Origin of the sequence: Prevotella phocaeensis, assembly GCF_900065875.1 — a bacterium.
Classification (GTDB): Bacteria; Bacteroidota; Bacteroidia; order Bacteroidales; family Bacteroidaceae; genus Prevotella; species Prevotella phocaeensis.
On sequence record NZ_LT160620.1, the window covers coordinates 136,648 to 159,096 of the forward strand.

Sequence of the window (22,449 nt, forward strand, 5' to 3'; positions counted from 1 at the left end):
GTCTTCTTTATAGATAATTATACAATAATATAACAAACGATGGATTTATTACAGCAAATAGTTGCACGGGCCAAAGCAGATAAGCAACGCATTATACTCCCCGAAGCAACAGAAGAACGCACTTTGAAGGCTGCCGACCGTGCATTGGCCGACGATATAGCAGACATTATTCTTATCGGGAACCCCAATGAAATTCATAAACTTGCCGAGGCTTGGGACCTTAAAAATATCGGTAAGGCGACTATTATCGATCCTTTGAACAATCCCAAGAGCGAGGATTACGCCGCTCTGTTGGCTGAGTTGCGCAAGAAGAAGGGCATGACGATCGAACAAGCTCGTGAACTTGTGAAAAATCCTTTGTACCTCGGGTGCATGATTATCAAGACTGAAGGGGCTGATGGACAGATATCCGGTGCGCTTAGTACTACGGGCGAGACGCTGCGCCCTGCCCTTCAGATCATCAAATGCGCACCGGGTATCACCTGTGTAAGCGGTGCTATGTTGCTGATAACCGAGGCAAAACAGTACGGTGAAGACGGCATCATTGTTATGGGAGACGTAGCTGTAACACCGATGCCCGATGCGGATCAGCTTTCTCAGATAGCTATCTGCACGGCACATACGGCACAGTGCGTGGCGGGATTTGCCGAGCCTCGCGTGGCTATGTTGAGTTTCTCGACCAAAGGGAGTGCCAGTCATGAGGTGGTAGATAAGGTGGTTGAGGCTACCAGACTGACCAAGCAACGGGCGCCGGAACTGAAAATAGACGGTGAATTGCAGGCCGATGCCGCTCTTGTTCCGTCGGTAGGGCAGAAGAAGGCCCCGGGAAGTGCCATCGCAGGCAATGCCAATGTGCTGGTTGTTCCTAACCTCGAGGTGGGCAATATCGGCTATAAATTGGTGCAACGCCTTGGTAATGCCGTTGCCATCGGGCCAATTCTTCAGGGAATAGCGCGCCCTGTAAACGATTTGAGTCGCGGGTGTTGTGTCGACGATATATATTATATGGTGGCAATTACAGCCTGTCAAGCGCAAGAAGCAAAGAAGTAATCATTCCTTATTTCAAAGAAACAGATATGAAGATATTAGTATTGAACTGTGGTAGCTCTTCCATCAAATACAAATTGTATGATATGGAAGACGAATCAGTGTTGGCACAAGGCGGCGTTGAACGCATCGGACTCGACGAGGCTTTTATCAAAATAACGTTGCCGAGCGGTGAGAAAAAGATCATTATGCACGACATGCCCGACCATAAGGAGGGCGTAAATTTCGTGTTCAAATGCCTGCTCGATCCTGAAATAGGTGCCATTAAAGACCTTGAAGAGATCGATGCAGTGGGCCATCGTGTAGTGCAAGGCGGCGATTTATATGAGAAGAGTGTCATCGTGGATAAGCAAGTAGAGGCGGGAATAGAAAGCCTTTGCGACCTTGCTCCCGTACACAATGCGGGACATCTGCGCGGTATTCGTGCGGTAGATGCCCTGATGCCCGGCACTCCACAAGTGTGCGTGTTCGACAATGCGTTCCATGCAACCATGCCAGACTATGCATATCTCTATGCTGTACCCTATGAATTATACGAGAATTTCCACGTTCGTCGTTACGGTTTCCATGGTACAAGTCACCGATATGTATCGCATCGTGTATGTGAAATGCTTGGTCGAGACATAAAGACACAACGCATAATTACCTGTCATATCGGTAACGGCGCTTCTGTTTCTGCCGTTAAGTTCGGCAAGTGCGTAGATACGTCGATGGGACTTACCCCGCTTGCCGGTCTTATGATGGGCTCTCGTTCGGGCGACATCGATCCTTCAGCGGTGACATACCTGATGGAAAAACTCGGCAAACAGCCGCAAGAGATGGCTGAGTTCCTAAATAAAGAGAGCGGAGTTCTGGGAATTACCCATATTTCTTCGGATATGCGTGAGATCGAAGATGCCGCTAAAGAGGGTAATGAGCGTGCAATTTTGGCGCTTAATATGTATAACTATCGCATCAAGAAATACATCGGAGCTTATGCGGCTGCCATGGGTGGCGTCGATATAATAGTATGGACGGCCGGCGTAGGAGAAAACCAAATCGGCACACGTCTTGCAGCTTGCTCCGATTTAGAGTTCATCGGAGTGAAGATGGATGCCCATGCAAACGAAGTACGTGGCAAAGAAGCGATTATATCCGCGCCTGATTCCAAGGTTACAGTATGCGTGGTGCCTACCGACGAGGAGATTGTAATTGCCCGAGATACCATGGCTTTGGTTAAGAAATAGTCCACCTTATTCAAAAAAAGAGGCGGTCCGTGTTCCGGATCGCCTCTTTTTATTCTCTTTGTTCAGAGGATATTTTTAATTTATTTTCCCTCTTTTCTTGCTCGATACACTGCTTCTTCCGCTTTCGTTAAGGAGTAGAAAGTAGATTAGGGCTTGCTTTCACCCTCGATATATTGTTCTAAGAACATGTGTTCTCCGTCGAATACCGCGTATGTGAACTGCCAAATCCAGTCGCCGAGTATCAGTATACGGCTCTTACGGCTTAGCATCAAGTCGAGTTCTATGTGGCGGTGTCCGTAGATAAAGAAGTCTATATCGCGATGAGTCTTCATGTATTCCTTCGTATAACGCACCAGATATTCCCTATTTTCGCCCAAATACGGTACTTCTTTGCCGTCGGCACGCTTCAATCTGCTGTGCTTTGCCCAATTCAGACCGAGCCACATGCCCCAACGGGGATGTATGGCATTGAACATACGTTGGCAGATTCGGTTATGAAAAACCTTACGCAAGAACTTGAATTTATTATCCGGATCGCCCAAACCGTCACCATGTGCAAGATAGAAAACCTTATCATAAATCTCCACTGTGACGGGTTTACGGTGGAGTATCACCCCGCATTCTTCCTCCAGATAGCCGTAAGTCCACAGATCATGATTACCTGTAAAGAAATGAACCTCTACGCCCATATCGGTTATTTCGCTAATCTTGCCCAAAAACCGCGTAAATCCTTTCGGCACAACATACCTGTATTCGTTCCAAAAGTCGAACATATCGCCGAGCAGATAGATAGCTGCAGCCTTCCCCTTTATACTGTCCAAGAAGCGTACCAAGCGTCTTTCCTGCGTGCGCCTGTGCTCTACGGCCCAAGAACCTAAGTGGGCATCCGAAAGAAAATAAATATTCTTCATAATTTTGAGTTAGGAGTTAGGAGAATTAGGGATTAAGAGTTATGAATATTGAAAAGTAGCTTTGCGATCGTTGAATTATGAACTATGAATTGTGAATTACGAATTAATCTGTCGCGAGGCGATAACTTATGGCCCCTAAGTCGACATTCAAAATTGGCAATGCCTATGCGAAACCGAGTTCCACCCGCGCTTCTTCGCTCATCATGCTCTGGTCCCATTCCGGTTCGAACACAAGATTAACGTTGGCAGACGTAACGCCTTCCACGCTTTCTACTTTCGAACGCACGTCTTCGAGTATGAAGTCAGCCGCAGGACAACTCGGGGATGTGAACGTCATATCCAAGTCCACGTTGCCGTTTTCCTGCACGTCAATCTTGTAAATCATGCCGAGATCGTAGATATTTACCGGTATCTCGGGATCATAAACCGTATGCAGAACGTCTGCGATACGCTCTTCTATTGCTGTTTTTTCTTCTTGTGTCATTTGAATTTGGCTTATATTTATGGGATAACTCCTTTCCACAAAGATAACATATTTATGCTGTTCTCCAAAGAAAACGGCGTTTTATTTTAGCTCAACACCACATCGAGCACCATCATCACTACGAAGCCGATGGCAAAACCGATGGTGCTGAGGTTGCTATGCTTGCCTTCCGACGCTTCAGGAATGAGTTCTTCCACCACTACATAGAACATCGCACCGGCTGCGAACGATAGCATATAAGGCAGAGTGGGCGTCATTATGGCCGCAAGAGCAATCACCAAGCCACCGCCGATAGGCTCTACGGCACCGCTCAACGAACCGATGATGAACGATTTCAGCCTGCTGTTGCCCGCCGCCCTCATAGGCATAGAGATGATAGCCCCCTCCGGTACGTTCTGTATGGCTATGCCCAACGACATCGCCATGGCCGCTGCAGCAGAGATACCCAGTCCGCTTTGCATGGCTCCGGCTATCACCACGCCCACCGCCATACCCTCCGGAATGTTGTGAATTGTTACGGCAAGCATCAACATAGTGGTACGCGAGAGGTGCGTCTTTGGCCCTTCAGGGGTGGCATTCCCAAGGTGTAAGTGCGGTGTAACGAAGTCTATGAGCAGCAAGAAGCCTATGCCGAGCATGAAACCCAGTGTGGCCGGCAGCACTCGAGCCCTGCCCATGGGTGAACACATATCCATGCTTGGTATGAGAAGCGACCATACCGAGGCTGCTACCATGATGCCCGAAGCAAATCCGAGCAAGGTTTTTTGAAGCCTGTCTGGCATCTGTTTCTTCATAAAGAATACGAATGCCGAGCCCAATGTGGTGCCGATAAAAGGAATAAGCAGTGCGAGTATTACTCCATCCATTTATTTATTGTATTTTTATTATTGCGACAAAGATACGAAATTAATCTTGTGCAAAGTCTACAGAGGTGGATAATTTTACCGAAGTATATAGGAAAGAAACAGTTTCTTCGGTGCTTTACTTCATTCTAATTCTCCCCTGTAGAGCGAGAATAGGTATTGGAAAGGAGGTTTGTTTGGATGGAGGAATAATAATTAGTGGTGAGTGATTAATAACTATAGCGTAGGTATTCGGCCTGTCTGAATCCTCATTGTCGGAGGCGGAACGGCGAAGTAGTAAAAAAACTGAACAGGTGTTTCAATGTTCCTTTAAGGGGTTATCTGAAATAGAGGTATTGACTGTTTCTGGCAGAAATGAGATTTATATTCGTTAGGGTGCCCGTTTAAACCTCTTAAACATATCGTCTAAGGCTGTTAAGTGTGTAGTCTGGGGGAAATGGCCGTAGTGCGTTTATAGGCAATAGGTTGCAAGCAGCACTCCGAACTGTGCTTCTGTTTTCAATAGTTTGAGGCGGATATGCTTTTACAACCGTTGGTATTGTGCCGGTGTCATGCCCGTCAAGCGCTTGAAATACTTACAGAAAAAGCTGTCGTTCGCAAACCTCATACGGTCTGCAATCTGTTTTATCGACAGATTACTATGCTTTAACAGCACCTTGATGTTGGCTATAGCGGCGCGGTCTATCCATTCTTTTGCCGTTACATCGCTCACTTTATTGATAATAGTGCCCAGATAACGCTGCGAAAGGTACAGTTTATCGGCGTAATATGCCAGTTTTCGCTCCTCTCCGGCGGTAATGTTGACGAGCGAAATGAACCGGTCGAATACCTCGCGCTCGCGCGATTTCTCTGTTGCCCCGTAGTGCTGGCAACTCTTGTATATGTGTTCGTACAGATGAAACAGGGCGCTTAGCAAGTCTAATGCTATAGCCGACTCTTCTTGATAGCTGTTGCTGATGTCGGAGGCAAGGTGCAACAGCCGGTCGAAGTGGCGCAGCTGTTGTTCATCGGGGCGGAAAGTATATGCCTGAATGCGTTGGTCTAATGGTGCCGGAATGCTGCCGTGCATGATTACTTTCAGCAGATCGTCGGTGATGGCAATGCCTTCGAGATTGAAATCATCTGTCTTCCGCTTCACTTGGAGGATGGTTTCGCTGCCGATAAACACGAGTGTCCCCACCGATACATGGTGCGGTATCAGGTTCAAAATAACGTCGGCCTCTCCGCTTGTAATAATACCTATGCGCATGTCGTCTATCCTCATCGGCTCTCCGTTTTGGGAGATATTGGCCACGGCACGTACCATGTCGAGCGCAATGGCGTAGTCTTTACCGAAATACAGTCGCGAGGGTGTCTTATCGGTTGCTTGGTGTACAATCTCTCGAAATAGCTCGAAAGTCATTCGTTTGGGGGCTGTTTTATCCATAAAATACTTGGTTTTAGGTTGTAAAGATAATGAAAACTTTCATATTTCGGTGTATTTTTCGCATTTACCGTACAAAAAGAACATAAACGGCTACTTAAAGATAATGCTTTGTTTGGTATTTCGGTCTATCTTTGCAGCATGATAAAATGGAGACAAATGTATATGAAAAGATCGATGATGATTGCGGTTTTCGTGGCTACAGCCGCCGGATTACAGGCGCAGACCTCGCTCGACAACTGTCAGAAGGCAGCTATAGCCAACTATCCGCTAATAAAGAAGTACGATATGATTGCCCGCTCTGTAGACTATTCGGTGAGCAATCTTGGCAAAGGGTGGCTGCCTCAGGTGTCTGCCACGGCACAGGTAACGCTGCAGAACCGTGTTGCAGCCCTGCCGGATGCCCTTGCCGGCATGATGAGACAGAACGGTTACACCGTTGAGGGGCTGAAGAAAGATCAATATAAGATAGGTGTAGACGTAAATCAGATGCTGTTCGACGGTGGTACCATACGCAACCAAAAGAGTGTGGCGCGCCTCCAAGGCGAAGTACAAGGCGCCCAGACAGACGTAGATATGTATGCTGTGCGCGGTAGGGTGAACGAACTCTACTTCGGGGTGTTGCTTTTAGATGAACAACTTAGGCTGAACGCCGACCTTCAAACGGTGCTCTCGTCGTCTGAAAAGAAACTTTCGGCCATGTATAACCGCGGTGTAGCGGCCGAAAGCGACCTGAACAACGTGCGTGCCGAGCAGCTCAATGCCCGTCAGCAGCAAACCTCGTTGCAGTCGTTGCGCCGCAGTTATCTGCTCATGTTGTCTTCGTTTTGCGGGAAAGATATCGACGGAGTGGTGAAACCTGCCAGCACCGTGATGCCCGAAGGCAACGATCGCCCCGAATTGAAGTTGGTGGAAACGCAGTTGCGCCTTGCTTCTTCGCAGGAAAAACTGCTTGTTTCGAACCTTTTGCCCAAGCTGAGTGTGTTCGCATCCGGCTATTACGGTTATCCCGGGTACGACATGTTTCACGACATGATGAGCCGTGAATTTACGCTGAATGGACTTATAGGGGCGCGTCTTACATGGAATATCGGTAGTCTTTATACACATCGTAACGATAAGGCGAAGGTTCGGTTGCAGCGAGAGCAGGCAGAAAACAACCGCGACATATTTCTCTTCAACAATCGTCTGGAGCAGATACGCGGACAGGAGACCATTTCCCGATACCGTAAACTCATGACCGACGACGAGCAGATTATCTCTTTGCGTTCGCAGATACGTAAGTCTGCCGAGGCTAAACTGGCTCACGGTATCATCGATGTGAACGACCTTGTGAAAGAAATCAATGCGGAGAATGCGGCTAAGATACAATGCTCGTCGCACGAGATAGAGATGCTGAAGGCCTTGTACGATCTGAAATATACAGTCAACAAATAATTATAAGATATGAAACTGAAAAGTATAGCATGGCTCGCAGCTACGTTTGTGCTCGGTGCATGCGGAAATAATGAGAATAAGTATGATGCCACGGGCACCTTTGAGGCCACTGAAACGACAGTATATGCAGAACAGAGCGGTCGTCTGTTGCGCTTCGATGTGACCGAGGGTGCCGATCTTGTTGCGGGAAATGAGGTGGGCGTGATAGATACAGTGCCGATTGCGCTGCGTATCAGGCAGCTCGGAGCCGCTAAGGAGGTATATGCAAGTCAGAAACCCGATATGCGTAAACAGGTCGCAGCTACGCGCCAACAGTTGGAAAAGGCACGACTCGAGCAGCGTAGATATACCGAATTGGTGCGCGATGGAGCCGCTCCGCGCAAGACACTCGATGATGCCGTGAGCAGCGTAAATGTGTTGGAACGGCAGCTGGAGGCACAAATATCGACCTTGCAGACCACCGATAAGAGCCTCGACCGGCAGATGCATGCCACCGATACGCAGGTGAGCGAGCTGGCAGACCAACTTCGTAAGTGTCATATCTCGTCGCCCGTTACGGGTTGTGTGCTCGAGAAATACGTGGAAGATGGCGAATTTGTAACAATAGGTAAACCGCTTTTTAAGGTTGCAGATACCAAACAGATGTTCCTCCGCGCCTATGTTACGTCGGAACAGTTGCAGAACGTGAAGATCGGACAGCACGTAAAGGTGATGAGCGACTATGGTAAAGGTCGGACGAAGACCTACGACGGCACCGTTACATGGATATCCTCGCAGTCGGAATTTACCCCGAAAACCATCCTTACAGATGATGAACGTGCCGACTTGGTGTATGCTGTAAAAATATCGATTCGCAATGATGGTTATCTGAAGATAGGCATGTATGGCGAAGTAAAGCTATGATCGATATGGACGGGAACGCTATAGAAGTAAATCATGTATCGAAACATTACGGTTCGCTTGCCGCACTCGACGATGTTTCTTTCGGCGTAAAGCGGGGCGAGGTATTCGGTCTGATCGGCCCCGACGGTGCCGGTAAGACTACTATGTTTCGCATTCTGACTACTTTGTTGTTGCCCGAAGTTGGCACGGCAAGTGTAGACGGTTTCGATACCGTGACCGGAATGGAGGGTATCCGCCAACGTGTAGGTTACATGCCCGGCCACTTTTCGCTCTATCAAGACCTCTCCGTGCAGGAGAATTTGGTATTCTTCGCCACGCTGTTCGGTACTACGGTGGAAGAAGGTTATGACTCTATCAAGGCTATTTACTCGCAGATAGAGCCTTTCAAAGACCGTAAAGCGGGAGCGCTTTCGGGAGGTATGAAGCAGAAACTCGCCCTTTCGTGCGCTTTGGTACACCGTCCGAGCGTGCTGTTTCTCGATGAACCGACGACAGGTGTCGATCCTGTGTCGCGTAAAGAGTTTTGGGAAATGCTCTCCATGCTGAAAGAACGCGGCATAACCATCATGGCTTCCACGCCTTACCTTGATGAAATACGCCGATGCGAGCGCGTTGCGTACCTCGATCATGGCCATATACGGGGCATAGACACGGCAGATAACGTGCTCGACCGCTTTGCCGACGTATTTAATCCGCCGCCTTTGGCGCACGAAGAACATCGGAATAAGTCCGGAAACGTTATAGAAGTGGAGCATTTGGTGAAGGCTTTCGGCACGTTCCATGCCGTGGATGACATCTCTTTCTCGGTAAAACAAGGCGAGATTTTCGGCTTCCTCGGGGCGAATGGTGCCGGTAAAACCACCGCAATGCATATGCTTACAGGCCTTAACCAGCCCACAGAAGGGCGCGGAACCGTAGCGGGGTTCGACATTGCAACGCAATATGAGCAGATTAAAAGGCATATCGGTTACATGAGTCAGCGCTTCTCGTTGTACGAAGACCTTACGGTGAGCGAAAACATACGCCTTTTCGGCGGCATTTACGGCATGAAGGAAAAGGTGATAAAACGCCGTACGGAAGAGCTATTGGCACGACTTGACTTCGCTGAACATAAGGACACGGTGGTAAAGAGCCTGCCTTTGGGCTGGAAACAGAAGCTGGCTTTCTCGGTCAGCATATTCCATCGTCCCGATGTGGTGTTCCTCGATGAGCCGACAGGCGGTGTGGATCCCGCCACGAGACGGCAGTTCTGGGAGTTGATTTACGATGCCGCAAGGCAGGGAATTACGGTGTTTGTGACTACGCATTATATGGATGAAGCCGAATATTGCGACCGCATATCGATTATGGTCGACGGAAAAATCCGGGCTATGGGCACGCCCCAAGAGCTGAAAACGGAGTTCCGCCAGCCCGATATGGATCATGTGTTTACCTTTCTGGCACGACAATCCACCCGAAAAAGCGATTAACGATGAAAACATTTATAGCATTTATCATTAAAGAATCGAGACATATCCTGCGCGACAGGCGCACGATGTTGATACTGTTCGGCATGCCTGTCGTGATGATGTTGCTCTTCGGTTTCGCTATCAGCACCGATGTAAGGAACGTAAGAACGGTGATTGTAACGGCTACGATGGACCACTTTACGCAACGTGTGGCGGATGAGCTGGGGGCAGCCGAATACTTCAACATCGTTGCAACGGCAGGCACGGCGGCACAGGCAGAGCAGATGATACGCAATCAGCATGCGGATATGGCGATTGTATTTAGAAACGGTTTCGCTGACAACCGCTTTCGTGGCGGTTCGGGCGTGCAGATAATCGTCGATGCTGCCGATCCTAACATGGCTCAACAGTATGCCAACTACGCACGGATGATTGTCATGCAGGCGATGGGAGGCGGTTCTGCGGCGGCTTCCGTTAGCACGAAAATGCTTTATAACCCGCAGATGAAGAGCGCATACAACTTTGTTCCCGGCATTATGGGCATGCTTTTGATGCTCATTTGTGCCATGATGACGTCGATAAGCATTGTGCGCGAAAAAGAAAGAGGCACAATGGAGGTGCTGCTGGTGAGCCCTGTAAGACCGTTCATGATTGTGGTTGCTAAGACCGTACCCTATCTGTTGCTGGCGATCGTGGTGCTCATATCGATACTGCTGCTGTCGTTTTTCGTTCTCGGCGTGCCGCTCGAAGGCAGTTTGTTCTACATATTTCTCGTCTCGTTCATTTATATTATGCTGGCTTTATCGTTGGGATTGCTCATCAGTTCCATTGCTTCTACGCAATTGGTTGCACTGCTCATGTCGGCTATGGGGTTGCTGTTGCCCATCGTTTTGTTATCAGGAATGCTCTTTCCCATAGAGAGTATGCCCGAAATATTGCAATACGTCTCGCTCATCATTCCCGCCCGATGGTATATTTCAGCCTTGCGAAAACTGATGATTATGGGAGTCGGCGTGAACGAATTGTGGAAAGAACTGTGCGTGTTGACGGGTATGGCGGTGATACTTCTTACCGTTTCGGTTGTTAAATTCAAAAAACGTTTGGAATAGATGATACTGAAATATCTCATACAGAAAGAGTTTATACAGTTCAGGCGCAATGCCTTTCTGCCGAAACTCGTACTCATATATCCGATAGTAATCATGTGTGTGATGCCTTGGGTGATGAATATGGAGGTGAAGAATATCCGCGTAACGGTGGTAGACAATGATCATTCCACCTTTTCGAGGCGCCTTTTGCACGATATAGAATACAGCAATTACTTCCTTTTCAACGGGCAGAAAGGGACGTACGACGAAGGTTTGGAAGACATAGAAAGCGGCGATGCCGACATCGTTACCGTGATACCGAAAGATTATGAGCGCAATATTGTTGCCAAGCGTAGTGCACCTGTGCTCATTGCAGCTAACGCCGTGAACGGAACCAAGGGCGCCATAGGTGCTTCGTACATGACGAGTATCGTAAGTACAACGCAAAATACGAACATCGGAGCGTTGGAAAAGAAGATTTCGACACTAAATCTATATAATAAGAAATTAGACTATAAAGTGTTTATGATACCTGCCTTGATGGGTATTGTACTGATGTTAATGTGCGGATTTCTGCCGGCTTTGAATATTGTAGGCGAGAAAGAAGCGGGCACTATCGAGCAGATAAACGTGACGCCCGTGAGCAAATGGACGTTTATACTGTCGAAACTCATACCTTATTGGATCATCGGAGTGTTTGTAATGACGGCATGTATCGTGCTTTCATGGGCTGTTTACGGCATTACATGCGAGGGGCATCTGTTCTGGATATACCTCCTGTCGATCTTATTTGCACTTATATTCAGTGCAATCGGGCTCGTTATCTCTAATTACAGTAACAACATGCAACAGGCAATGTTCGTTATGTGGTTCATAGTTGTCTGCCTTATGCTGCTTAGCGGGCTGTATACACCTGTAAGGAGCATGCCCGACTGGGCTCAGACCATCACGATTGTGAACCCGATGCATTATTTTATCGACGGCATGCGTACTGTCTTCGTGCGCGGAGGCGGCTTTTCGAGCATTGTATATCAGCTGTCCGTGCTGTTTGTTTTCGCATTGGCGACGGGTGGTTGGGCAGTGTGGAGTTATCGCAAGAACAGTTGATCAGAGGCGGCCGCGCTCTCTGTAAGAATAAAAACTGCCATCTGTGATGATCAGATGGTCGAGAAAGTAGATACGCATGATGTCGCAAGCCTTTTTGACACGCTGTGTCAGCCGGTCGTCTTCGGCACTCGAAAGGGCATTGTTGCTCGGATGATTGTGGCAAAGTGCAAGAACCGTAGCATTTGCAAGGACGGCTTCGCGAATGATGACACGCACATCGACGACCGTTTCGCTGATGCCTCCGTGCGACAGTTTCATACTTTTGATGAGTTTGAAGTTCTGGTTCATGAGCAAAATCCATGATTCTTCCACATCAAGGTCTTGCATGAACGGGTGCATATAATCGTAGATGGCCTTGGCAGAGCCAAGGTCTTGTCGCTCTTCAGCTTTCTCGCGTGCCCGTCGCTTGCCCAGTTCGCAGGCGGCAAGTACAGTAATTGCCTTGGCCGGTCCCATACCCTTGTAGCGTTGCAGTTCGGCAACGGTCATCTTACCCAGCGTGTTCAGGTTGTTTTTACAATCATTCAGAATACGCTTCATCAGGTCTACGGCACTCTCGTTCGTAGAACCAGAGCCTATCAGTATGGCAAGGAGTTCGGCGTTTGTGAGGTTGGCAGCACCGATATGTTCGAGCTTTTCGCGCGGTCTATCCTCTTCCGCCCACTGATTGATAGATAGTTTCATGGTTTTGTTTCGTATTTGTGTCGGTTCGAAATGTTCGATATGCAACTACTTATAGAATGTTTTATCGAACGCATGAAACTCGTCTTGCTTTCTCACGCAGCGTTTCCACCATGCATAGAGGAAGCCGCAACCGTATCCAGTCAGTTGGATGAAGGCCGATACGGTGCTGAGCAGGCCCACCTTGATACTTTTGTTTTGCCACGTAGAATCTATACATATCACCAGCATATAAAGAAGTATCGGCAGAAGAGCCAGCAAAGAAAGGGTGAAGTTTCCGCAAAGAATGCCGATGGGAATGCCCCACAGGAACAGCAGACCGAGCACCGTAACGCCCAAAGTGAATGCCATAGGCAGCAAATGAACGAGTTTTAAACTTTCCGGATACTTCTTGTAAAGGTTGATGCGGGCTATTCCGCTGTTGTAAACCTGCCGCCAGAATTTATGAAAATCGGTACGACGTTTGTGCCAAACCCATGCTTTAGGGAACAAACGGCATGCACATTGTGCTTTGAAAATGCGAATGGAGAAGTCTATGTCTTCGCCGAAGCGCATCTTGGAGAACCCTCCGAGGCGCATATACACATCGCGCCGGATGCCCATATTGAACGAACGCGGATAGAATTTGTCGAGTTTTTTCTTGCCGCCCCGTATGCCTCCTGTGGTAAAAAATGATGTCATGGAGTAGGAGATGGCCTTTTGAGTATCGGTAAACGAGGCATGTGCACGGTCTGGACCGCCGAATGCGTCTGCCGGTTGCCGTGTCAGTTCGTCGTCTATCGCCTGCATGTAACCCTCGGGCAGCACTACATCGCTGTCTAAAACTATCAAGTATTCGCCTTGGGCATGCTCTGCACCGTAATTACGGCTCTGTCCGGGGCCGCTATTGGGCTTGGAGAAATACTTCAGATTGAGCTTGTCGGCGTATTTATTGCATACTTCGAGGCTGGTAACCGATGAACCATCTTCAACGATAATGACTTCGAAATTACGATAAGTTTGCACGGTGAGGCTCTCGAGCAGTTCGTCTACTTCGTTCGGACGGTTGAATACGGGAATGATGAGGCTGTACTTCATGATGACAGGTTGTGTATATGGTATAAATAGGTTGCGCGTCTATATCGGACAGGCGGTGCATCTGTCGGGCGCAGACCAATGGTTCGATTGCGATAGACAGTACATGTAATGTCGGCAGGGGTAAAATATAAGGATGAAAAGTCGGCGTGTTGCCGTCTTTCCATCCTGTGTTTGGCAGGGTTATTACTCCTTGACGCGCTGCAAATACGAGCCGTCGCGCGTGTCTACCTGTATGAGGTCGCCCTCGTTGATGAACAACGGAACGCGTACTTCTACGCCTGTTTCGAGCGTAGCAGGCTTGGTTGTGTTGGTTGCAGTGTCGCCCTTAATGCCCGGTTCGCTATGTGTAACGCGCAAAACCGTCTTTACCGGCATCTCTGCAGATAGTATCGTGCCGTCGCTGGTATCGGTAACAACCTCGACAACATCGCCTTCTTTCATGAAATCAACGCCCTCTATGCCCTCTTTGGCGATAGGTATTTGCTCGAAAGTTTCCTGATTCATGAAGATATAACCCGTAGGATCTTGATACAAATACTGGTATGGACGACGCTCAACACGTACATCTTCCAATTTGAAACCTATCTGAAAGGTACGCTCCAATACGCGTCCGTCGGCAACGTTTTTCAATTTAGTGCGCATAACGGTATTACCTTTGCCCGGTTTAACGTGCTGAAAGTCGATACAAGTCCAAATCTTACCGTCCAAACGGATACAAGTTCCGATTTTAATTTCTTGTGAATTAATCATTTTGTTTGCTTATCTTGAGTTATTATAATCATCTGATGCAACAGGTAATTTGCGGGTGCAAAGTTACGCTTTTTATAGAAAAAAACCTAAATAATAGGGCTAAAAGTGGCTTAATTCTTTGTTATTTCGAAAAATATAAGTACTTTTGCAACCCAAAAGTGCGAATAATAACAATAAAAAAGATAGAAAACGATGAAAAGAACATTTCAGCCTCACAACAGAAGAAGAGTGAACAAGCACGGCTTCCGCGAGAGAATGGCAACGAAGAATGGTCGACGCGTGTTGGCTTCCCGCCGTGCCCGTGGCCGTAAGAAATTAACTGTTTCCGACGAAAACCACGGAAAATAATTTCATAGAGGTTCGTTGTCAACCGGTTTGGCAACGGAAAAGCAGCAAAGAAATCGAGGTTTCTTTGCTGCTTTTTGTATGGTAAGGTTGAGATGGCCCGTACAATCGTTTATGCAGATACGATGGAAGAGGAATATTTTTGATAGTATGTACCGTTGTTGGGCCGGTAAAAATAAATGCGATTTTTTTTGCCTTGTCTGTGAATTGCACTATCTTTGCAGAAGATAGGCTGCACCTCGGCAAATTGAAGCGGGCTTCTTTGTACTCGGTCGGCACTATCTTTATGTCAAATATAAACAGAAATGAAGTCTTCGGAGTTTGTGGGTAAATTCAAGAGTAAGTACCTTTGGGGCAATCTTGCAGCCATGGCTTTGGTTGTAATATTGTTGTGCATGGGGTTGAAATATGGCTTGAAACTGTACACGCATCACGGAGAATCCATCGCAATACCTGATATCAGGAATAAGCAATTGAGCGATGCGGAACGAATACTCGATAATCTCGGACTTCAAGTTGTAGTAACAGATACGGGGTATGTGAAAACGTTACCGCCGAAAACCGTACTTGCACAGACGCCCGGAGCAGGCGAACACGTGAAGTCGGGACACATTGTTTATCTGACGATCAACGCCTCTCATTCGCCTACCATTGCACTCCCTGACGTGATAGACAACAGCTCGTTGCGCGAAGCCATGGCAAAACTTACGGCTATGGGGTTTAAATTGGGAGAACCGAAATATATTCCGGGCGAAAGAGATTGGGTATATGGAATTCTTGTTCATGGTAAGAATGTGGCTACGGGCGATAGAATATCGATTGAAGATTTGTTGGTTATTCTTGCCGGCAATGGCGAACGAGATTCGTCTGAGGATGTGGATTATGTGGGACCTGCATACTCTAATTTCGAAGAAGATAATGGCGATGTAGATGAGTTCCAAGAAATAACGGGAACGGAAGAGCAACCTACAACGGTTCCATCGGAGAGTAAGAAAGGGGAAAAGGAGCAGGAACAGAAAACAGATAAGAAATCGAACCAGAAATAAAACGACAGATGGTGATCGATGGCTGAGTATATAGACGATATAGAAGAGTTAGAAGACGACGAGGAGCAACAGCTCTACGAGCACTTCCGGTTGGTGGTAGATAAGGGACAGGAGCCCTTGCGCATCGATAAATATATGTCGGAGAAACTTCAGCATTCGAGTAGAAACCGTATTCAAAGGGCGGCTGATGCCGGTTTTGTGCACGTGAATGACCGACCGGTGAAGAGTAATTACAAAGTACGCCCGCTGGATGTGATCACGCTAATGCTCGATCGTCCGCGACACGACAGTACGATAGAAGCGGAAGATATTCCTTTAGACATCGTATTCGAGGACTCTGAGCTGATGGTTATCAATAAACCGGCGGGATTGGTGGTACACCCGGGAGTGGGAAACTTTCATGGTACGCTCGTAAATGCTATAGCGTGGCACTTGAAGGACTTGAAATCGTTTGATCCGAACGATCCGGAAGTGGGGCTCGTGCACCGCATCGATAAGGACACGAGCGGGCTGTTGGTTATTGCGAAGACACCGATGGCCAAGACCAAATTAGGCTTGCAGTTCTTCAACAAAACCACCCATCGCAGTTACAATGCCTTGGTGTGGGGTAACTTTACGGAAGACGAGGGGCGTATCGAGGGAAACATTGCCCGTGATCCGAAAGACCGTCTGCGCATGACAGTATTTGCACCCGACTCGGAGATCGGAAAATCGGCCGTTACCCATTATCGGGTGATCGAACGCTTCGGGTATGTAACCCTTGTGGAGTGTATTCTTGAGACAGGTCGAACACATCAGATACGTGCTCACATGAAGCATATAGGGCATCCGCTTTTCGGTGACGAGCGCTACGGAGGTACGGAGATATTGCGCGGGCAGCGCAGTTCAACCTACAGAGCTTTCATACAGAATTGCTTTAAGCTGTGCAGTCGGCAGGCGCTTCATGCCCGGACACTGGGCTTTGCACATCCGGTTACGGGTAAGCAGATGGATTTCACGTCGGAACTTCCGGCAGACATGTCGATGCTGGTTGATAAGTGGCGCGGTTATATAAGCGGAACTACCAAAGATACATTTGAGGAATAAATAAATATAACGGTAAGTATGGAAAAATTAAAGAGAAACATAGCGATTGTTTGCGGCGGTGATTCGTCTGAACACGACGTGTCGTTGCGTTCGGCACAGGGACTTTATTCCTTCTTCGACAAGGAACGCTACAATGTGTATATCGTAGACGTGAAAGGAGTAGACTGGCACGTGAACTTCGAGAACGGTGAGGTGGCGTCGATAGACAGGAATGATTTTTCGTTTGTAAAAGACGGGAAAGCCGTTATCTTCGATTATGCTTATATCACCATACATGGCACTCCGGGCGAGAATGGTATTATGCAGGGTTACTTTGAACTCATACATTTGCCATACTCAACGAGCGGCGTGTTGGTGGAAGCCATGACTTTCGACAAATACGTGCTCAATAACTATCTGCGCAGTTTCGGCATCAATGTGGCGCCGAGTCTGCTGCTTCGCCGTGGCGAAGAGGACAAATATTCGGAAGAGTATATAGAAAAGACGATCGGCATGCCATGCTTTGTAAAGCCTGCAGCCGACGGATCGAGCTTCGGGGTATCGAAGGTAAAGAACGCAGATCAGCTTGCTCCTGCGCTCAGAGTGGCATTCATGGAGAGTGACGATGTGATGATAGAAGCATTTATGGAGGGAACAGAGATTTCCGTAGGCTGCTATAAGACCAAGAAAAAGTCGGTTGTATTCCCTGCCACCGAAGTGGTTACGACCAACGAATTTTTTGATTACGATGCCAAGTATAACGGACAAGTACAAGAGATTACGCCTGCACGCATCTCGACCGAAACGGCTAAGAAAGTTGCAGAGGAAACAAGCAAGATATACGACATACTCCATTGCAACGGAATTATCCGGATTGATTATATTATTACGAAAGACGATGCCGGCAACGACAAGATAAATATGCTTGAAATCAATACCACTCCGGGCATGACACACACCAGCTTCATTCCGCAACAGGTGCATGCAGCCGGTTTGGATATTAAAGATGTGCTGACCGATATTGTAGAAAATCAGTTTTAGAGTATTGATATCCGATGATATTTATTTGCTTCTTGCATGTGTATATAAATAATAATGAGGCTTTGTTTTCTCGGAACTGTTAGAAAATATATGAAGTCGTGCTATCAAAATAGCACGACTTCATTTTAGTTTAATGGTTAGTTATTGTTAGAAGATATACTGGATACGTGCCTGAATTACATTCACATTTTTTGCCTCTAAAGCATTGTTGCGGACGTGGATGTAGTGATAATTCACACGGAAAGTAACGTATTTGTTCCAAAAGAGTGAGAGACCTGCAGTGAAGTCTGACATTCTACCTGCATTCTGCATGCCGGCAATATAGGAATTTGTAATGGCTTTTGCATCATGTAGGTCGAGATAACCGTAACCGAGTGCAAGTTCTAAGTTCTTATTGTAAGGATTGTCGACACCCGATCCGCCGAAATTATAGGAGTAATCGGCAGGATTAATGATGATACCACGTGCCGAAACATAGAATCCGTCTATGTTGTACGTGTTACCGGCATCACGCGCGATATGTGACCAGTAGTATTGACTGCTTAGTTGGAAATTGTGGTAAATTCCTTGGAACTCGGCCGTGAACTTATTTTCCCAACGTGCATCTGTAATATCAATAGCTGTCGCTGTAGTTTTATCGACGGCAGTGAGGTAGCGTTTCGTATAGGCAATGTGCGAATGTGCACCGTTGTTCGACTCTGCTTTTACATGCATACCGCTAAAGCCTACATGGAAACCGTATCCATCTTTCATGATTGGGCGCCAAACAAAACGGCCGGCTAAAGAATATCCTTGCGGACCACTTTTGTTTGTACTTTTGGTAAGAGCCGAGTTATCGGCAAATAGCCCGTACTGGAACCATAACGGATTATTGTATATTGTATGCATCAAACCGATACGACGACCAGGCTGGAAGATATTTGCTTCTGGTTCGTCCATATATTCTTTCTTTGCTGAACTGTAAGATGAAGATAGTCCGAATGGTACAGTATAATGACCTGCACGCAGGAAATTATTTTTTTGGAAATTGTATTGAAGATACGTGTCTTTAAGAGAAACTTCGTTGTTCGTGTAGCTTACGTCTCCTCGGAAAGACCATTTGCCATAAGTGCCTTTTACACCTATGCGAATATCGCGTACGGAAATGCCTTCGTTCATTTCTCCGTCTTGTGTCTTGGCGGCATCATTTTGTGTATAAGTGGCAGCATCGAATAATGCTCTGCCGGTAACATTGACTTTTAGCTGTTCTTGGGCCCATGTACCCGTTGCAATAAGGGTAGTAAAGGCTGTCATTAAAATATAACGTTTCATAATTACTTTATTTTTATTTTTTATTCATCTTTGATGTTGTCGTAAGCACGGATAGCTTTCATGAAGCAGGTGTTTACATCTTCGAGAGTATATAGCCCATCGGCATTTTTTGTATAACCTTTCAGAGTAATCGGGAATATTTGGGGCGGATTGCTAAGGTCAAGCATACGAATACCCCGTAATTGATCGGTAGACTGATAAGCGAGATTGACGTCGCAGTAGACTTTACCATCTTTTCCAACGAATTTTTCGATAACGACTTTGCTACCAATAGGTGTCTTCTTTTCTATTGAGTTGGGTAACTCGTATGTCTCTACTCCCAAGGCGGCTAGTACTGATGCAATGTTAGAGTCGTGTCCACAAAGGAATGTGAATTTACGATTTTCTGAATTTAGCTCATCATACATATAAGTAAGTAATGGATGTGCTACATTTACGGCTACAATAGGTGCACTGAACAACACATCGCCATAAACATCTTTGATCTTTGCAATCTGTATCCAATCGTCTAAAGTGATGTTGTGTCCGAAAGCTGCTTTCATTGCATCTGGCTCTTCATAATACTGGAGTATCAGAGCATCGGAACATGTATTCGCATCTTTCAATGATCCCTTCATTCGGGGCTCATCGCCTCTTTTGAGAATAATTTCTGTATTATAGTTGTCGAATGCACATATCTTTCCGCTTTTGCAGGCTGGAGATGTTTTTAAATCAAGAACATTTGCTGTTATGGCATAAGCTTTCTTTAATCCCTCATTGATACCTATAATACCTTTTTTACCTCCCATAGCTGCAATTTGCTTCATGGCTTCGGCTTTGAAAGATTCACTTTCTTTTGTAAGTCTCGGAAAGAACACTGGATCCATTTTGCTGGGTAAATAACGGTGGTTTATTGTAACGTTGGCAACAGGAAAGAAAGCGGTAGTGAAATAGTGAGCGGTAGCTATGCAACGCTGCATACTGTTGGCATAGATATTTACTTCATCGCTGTTGGGTACATAGTTTTCTGGAAAAAGTCCTGCGTCTACTGCCCACTTCCGAAAATAGATACCATTTATTGTTTCAAGTACACCTCCGCGTGATGTGAGCTGGCTTGCACCCGCCGACCAGTGATTCCACTCATGAGATGTTATAGTTTCAAGTAGACTGCCTTTGGTTGATAATGGGGCACGAATGTTATGGCGGCTAAGGATAACTACTCCTTTTAGTGTGTAATTATCTTTAAACTGTTGTGAACGTTGCTTTTGTGCAAATAATGTAAGCGGAAATAATATTATCGCTAACAAAATGTAAGAAAAGAAATTCTTTTTCATTGTAATGAGAATTTAAAAAGTAAGAATTGGGTGATAATTAAATTAGCGTCATGTTACAAAAGATAGACATGACGCTATATCGATTAGTAAACTACTACAGCTGCATCTGTAATGTCGGTGGCTGCATTAGTTTTTACACCATCTTCATCACAAACATACTTATGATTTCCTTCGGGAACATCGCGTACGTATTCGATGATACAATTAGGATCAGATTCCCAATAAGCTTTTGCAGTTTTTCCACCCATAACTTTTTCAGCTTTCTTGTTATCTGGATTGAGCATTAGTTTCAATCCGACAGATGTATTCATCATTTCCATATCACCTCGACTATTGCCTGCTGCAAAAAGTGGACGAGCTTTGATAAACGTATTGATAACCTCAGCCTTACCTTCATCCTGAGGAACTGGGAATACCATTTTATCGGTGGTTACACCATCAACTGTAACCAATGAACGTACACCAAGAATACGATCTGGCATAAAACCTAATTGCTGTTCACAGAATCGTTGGTAAAGCAGTTCGGGGGATGCAGATACAATCCAGAGCTCAAAATCATAATTTTTCAGATTTGCAAGTAGTGCTTTCATCTGCGGATAGAATTTATTTTGGTATTTCTGATGGAACATATCATCACCGAGGCGTTGAATTTCTTCTGTTGTCATACCACTTAGGAATTTGATGCGATTTTGTACGTATTCTACCCCTACATTATCTCCATGAAGAAGCTGGTTCACAATTTCCATCTTTTCTTTGGATTTTTTGTCATTCTTTCCGGCATACATACGTTTCGCATAATCATAAAGTGCTTCATCTGCCAAATAATGAGGACATTGTCCGAATAACGTTCCGTCACAGTCAAACACCGCAACTTTACGTGTATTCATAGGAACGGTAGATTCCAAGAATGCTTTTAATTTAGCGTTAGTAGCATCACTCCATCCTGCAATTTTTTGATATTGAAAAGTTTGTGCAGATACTTGCATCAAACTTACAAGCAGGAATACGAATGTCAAAGACATCCATTTTTTTAATGTTAAGTTACTCATAACAGATTTTTTAAGTTAAACATTAGTTGAATATTATTTTCGTTTAGAAAACGATTGAACTCATAAGAAAGAGCAAAGATTGAAAATGAATCCGATAAATGCAGCCAATGAAGCACCTACAATAGGCCCTACTACAGGTATCCAACTGTAGTTCCAACCACTGCTACCTTTTTCTTTAATGGGCAAAAAAGCATGTGCAATGCGCGGGCCTAAGTCGCGTGCCGGATTTATAGCATATCCTGTTGTTCCCCCAAGACTCATACCGATTGCGATGATAACGTAAGATACGGGAAAGGCACCGATACCACCAAGGTTCATTGAAGCATTACCTGTTGAGACGGGATAATTATTTTGAGCTATAGCAATAATGAGCAACAGAAGAACAAAAGTTCCCACAATCTCGGAAAAGAGATTTCTCTTCTGATGACCTGCGATTGCAGGCATGGTACAAAAGATAGTTAGTTTTGTCATCTTATCTTCCGTTATATCAAAGTGATCTTTATAGAATAGGTAGACCGTGATCGCAGCTAAAAAGGCTCCAACCAGTTGTGCGATTATATACGGGATAACATATCCCCATTTAAACATGCCTGCAAGAGCCAATCCTACAGAGACTGCAGGGTTAAGATGAGCACCTGAATTATGTGCAATAAATACTCCGCACATAACAGCAAGGCCCCAAGCTATGGTAATGGTTATCCATCCTGCTCCTTGTCCTTTAGATTTATTTAAAGATACACAAGCTACTACTCCATCGCCAATCAGGATCATTATAAACGTACCGAGGAGTTCCAAAGCACAGTTGTGAAAAAGAATCGTATCCATAATATTATT

The 22,449-nt window shown here is 46.1% G+C and carries 23 protein-coding genes; 12 read left to right on the forward strand and 11 right to left on the reverse strand.

Annotation, left to right across the window (positions count from 1 at the left end):
- Window positions 1-39: 39 nt before the first annotated feature.
- Both pta and BN3912_RS02120 read left to right on the forward strand, forming a co-directional pair.
- Window positions 40-1,050, forward strand: coding sequence for a phosphate acetyltransferase (gene pta, locus BN3912_RS02115; protein WP_023984342.1), 1,011 nt, complete (start codon window positions 40-42; stop codon window positions 1,048-1,050).
- 26 nt (window positions 1,051-1,076) lie between these two features.
- A complete protein-coding gene (locus tag BN3912_RS02120; protein ID WP_023984343.1) occupies window positions 1,077-2,273 on the forward strand; it encodes an acetate kinase in 1,197 nt (398 codons plus the stop codon).
- 146 nt (window positions 2,274-2,419) lie between these two features.
- On the opposite strand, the gene BN3912_RS02125 is transcribed toward BN3912_RS02120, so the two are convergent.
- The 4 genes from BN3912_RS02125 to BN3912_RS02140 all read right to left on the reverse strand — a co-directional run bounded on the left by BN3912_RS02125 (window position 2,420) and on the right by BN3912_RS02140 (window position 5,957).
- Entirely contained in the window at window positions 2,420-3,184 is a 765-nt protein-coding gene (locus BN3912_RS02125; RefSeq protein WP_023984344.1) for a UDP-2,3-diacylglucosamine diphosphatase, read from the reverse strand.
- A gap of 163 nt (window positions 3,185-3,347) precedes the next feature.
- Window positions 3,348-3,668 (reverse strand): metal-sulfur cluster assembly factor, encoded by a 321-nt coding sequence (locus BN3912_RS02130; RefSeq protein WP_023984345.1) that lies wholly within the window; start codon window positions 3,666-3,668, stop codon window positions 3,348-3,350.
- An 86-nt stretch (window positions 3,669-3,754) separates the two neighbouring features.
- Window positions 3,755-4,534 carry a ZIP family metal transporter gene (locus tag BN3912_RS02135; RefSeq protein WP_023984346.1) on the reverse strand — a complete coding sequence of 260 codons (780 nt, stop codon included), beginning with the start codon at window positions 4,532-4,534 and terminating at the stop codon, window positions 3,755-3,757.
- A 520-nt stretch (window positions 4,535-5,054) separates the two neighbouring features.
- Window positions 5,055-5,957, reverse strand: a complete 903-nt coding sequence (locus tag BN3912_RS02140) for a helix-turn-helix domain-containing protein (protein ID WP_004369396.1) — start codon at window positions 5,955-5,957, stop codon at window positions 5,055-5,057.
- 162 nt (window positions 5,958-6,119) lie between these two features.
- Between BN3912_RS02140 and BN3912_RS02145 the strand changes: the two genes are divergently transcribed.
- From BN3912_RS02145 to BN3912_RS02165, 5 genes are read left to right on the forward strand one after another with little or no spacing between them, the layout of a single operon-like run.
- Window positions 6,120-7,391 carry a TolC family protein gene (locus BN3912_RS02145; protein WP_036859575.1) on the forward strand — a complete coding sequence of 424 codons (1,272 nt, stop codon included), beginning with the start codon at window positions 6,120-6,122 and terminating at the stop codon, window positions 7,389-7,391.
- A gap of 9 nt (window positions 7,392-7,400) precedes the next feature.
- Window positions 7,401-8,294, forward strand: coding sequence for an HlyD family secretion protein (locus BN3912_RS02150; RefSeq protein ID WP_023984348.1), 894 nt, complete (start codon window positions 7,401-7,403; stop codon window positions 8,292-8,294).
- 5 nt (window positions 8,295-8,299) lie between these two features.
- A complete protein-coding gene (locus tag BN3912_RS02155) occupies window positions 8,300-9,763 on the forward strand; it encodes an ATP-binding cassette domain-containing protein (protein ID WP_023984349.1) in 1,464 nt (487 codons plus the stop codon).
- Between the two features lie 2 nt (window positions 9,764-9,765).
- Entirely contained in the window at window positions 9,766-10,851 is a 1,086-nt protein-coding gene (locus BN3912_RS02160) for an ABC transporter permease (protein ID WP_004369400.1), read from the forward strand.
- Window positions 10,852-11,937, forward strand: coding sequence for an ABC transporter permease (locus BN3912_RS02165; RefSeq protein WP_004369401.1), 1,086 nt, complete (start codon window positions 10,852-10,854; stop codon window positions 11,935-11,937).
- Here the strand turns inward: BN3912_RS02165 and radC are convergent, their stop codons facing one another.
- Entirely contained in the window at window positions 11,938-12,621 is a 684-nt protein-coding gene (gene radC / locus BN3912_RS02170; protein ID WP_187115897.1) for a RadC family protein, read from the reverse strand.
- A 45-nt stretch (window positions 12,622-12,666) separates the two neighbouring features.
- Complete coding sequence (locus BN3912_RS02175; RefSeq protein WP_004369403.1) at window positions 12,667-13,695, reverse strand: glycosyltransferase; 1,029 nt, start codon at window positions 13,693-13,695, stop codon at window positions 12,667-12,669.
- Between BN3912_RS02175 and BN3912_RS12570 the strand changes: the two genes are divergently transcribed.
- Entirely contained in the window at window positions 13,676-13,804 is a 129-nt protein-coding gene (locus BN3912_RS12570; RefSeq protein WP_262503270.1) for a hypothetical protein, read from the forward strand. The two genes, BN3912_RS02175 and BN3912_RS12570, sit on opposite strands and share 20 nt — an antisense overlap.
- A gap of 74 nt (window positions 13,805-13,878) precedes the next feature.
- Here the strand turns inward: BN3912_RS12570 and efp are convergent, their stop codons facing one another.
- Window positions 13,879-14,445 carry an elongation factor P gene (gene efp / locus BN3912_RS02180; RefSeq protein WP_004369405.1) on the reverse strand — a complete coding sequence of 189 codons (567 nt, stop codon included), beginning with the start codon at window positions 14,443-14,445 and terminating at the stop codon, window positions 13,879-13,881.
- 192 nt (window positions 14,446-14,637) lie between these two features.
- On the opposite strand from efp, the gene rpmH reads away from it, so the two are divergent.
- The 4 genes from rpmH to BN3912_RS02205 all read left to right on the forward strand — a co-directional run bounded on the left by rpmH (window position 14,638) and on the right by BN3912_RS02205 (window position 17,942).
- Window positions 14,638-14,793 carry a 50S ribosomal protein L34 gene (gene rpmH / locus BN3912_RS11860; protein WP_016665496.1) on the forward strand — a complete coding sequence of 52 codons (156 nt, stop codon included), beginning with the start codon at window positions 14,638-14,640 and terminating at the stop codon, window positions 14,791-14,793.
- Window positions 14,794-15,095: 302 nt separating this feature from the next.
- On the forward strand, window positions 15,096-15,836 hold the full coding sequence (locus BN3912_RS02195; protein WP_004369407.1) for a PASTA domain-containing protein: 741 nt from the start codon (window positions 15,096-15,098) through the stop codon (window positions 15,834-15,836).
- Window positions 15,837-15,854: 18 nt separating this feature from the next.
- Window positions 15,855-16,922, forward strand: coding sequence for an RluA family pseudouridine synthase (locus tag BN3912_RS02200; protein ID WP_004369408.1), 1,068 nt, complete (start codon window positions 15,855-15,857; stop codon window positions 16,920-16,922).
- A gap of 18 nt (window positions 16,923-16,940) precedes the next feature.
- The gene (locus tag BN3912_RS02205; RefSeq protein WP_004369409.1) at window positions 16,941-17,942 is read left to right on the forward strand and encodes a D-alanine--D-alanine ligase; all 1,002 of its coding nucleotides are present in this window, start codon (window positions 16,941-16,943) and stop codon (window positions 17,940-17,942) included.
- Window positions 17,943-18,089: 147 nt separating this feature from the next.
- On the opposite strand, the gene BN3912_RS02210 is transcribed toward BN3912_RS02205, so the two are convergent.
- The 4 genes from BN3912_RS02210 to BN3912_RS02225 all read right to left on the reverse strand — a co-directional run bounded on the left by BN3912_RS02210 (window position 18,090) and on the right by BN3912_RS02225 (window position 22,440).
- On the reverse strand, window positions 18,090-19,253 hold the full coding sequence (locus BN3912_RS02210; protein ID WP_023984350.1) for a porin: 1,164 nt from the start codon (window positions 19,251-19,253) through the stop codon (window positions 18,090-18,092).
- A gap of 20 nt (window positions 19,254-19,273) precedes the next feature.
- Window positions 19,274-20,566: a histidine-type phosphatase gene (locus tag BN3912_RS02215; RefSeq protein ID WP_023984351.1), complete on the reverse strand. Its 1,293-nt coding sequence runs from the start codon at window positions 20,564-20,566 to the stop codon at window positions 19,274-19,276.
- An 83-nt stretch (window positions 20,567-20,649) separates the two neighbouring features.
- Window positions 20,650-21,615, reverse strand: coding sequence for an HAD family hydrolase (locus tag BN3912_RS02220; RefSeq protein WP_023984352.1), 966 nt, complete (start codon window positions 21,613-21,615; stop codon window positions 20,650-20,652).
- Window positions 21,616-21,675: 60 nt separating this feature from the next.
- Window positions 21,676-22,440 carry an MIP/aquaporin family protein gene (locus BN3912_RS02225; RefSeq protein WP_023984353.1) on the reverse strand — a complete coding sequence of 255 codons (765 nt, stop codon included), beginning with the start codon at window positions 22,438-22,440 and terminating at the stop codon, window positions 21,676-21,678.
- Window positions 22,441-22,449: the final 9 nt, after the last annotated feature.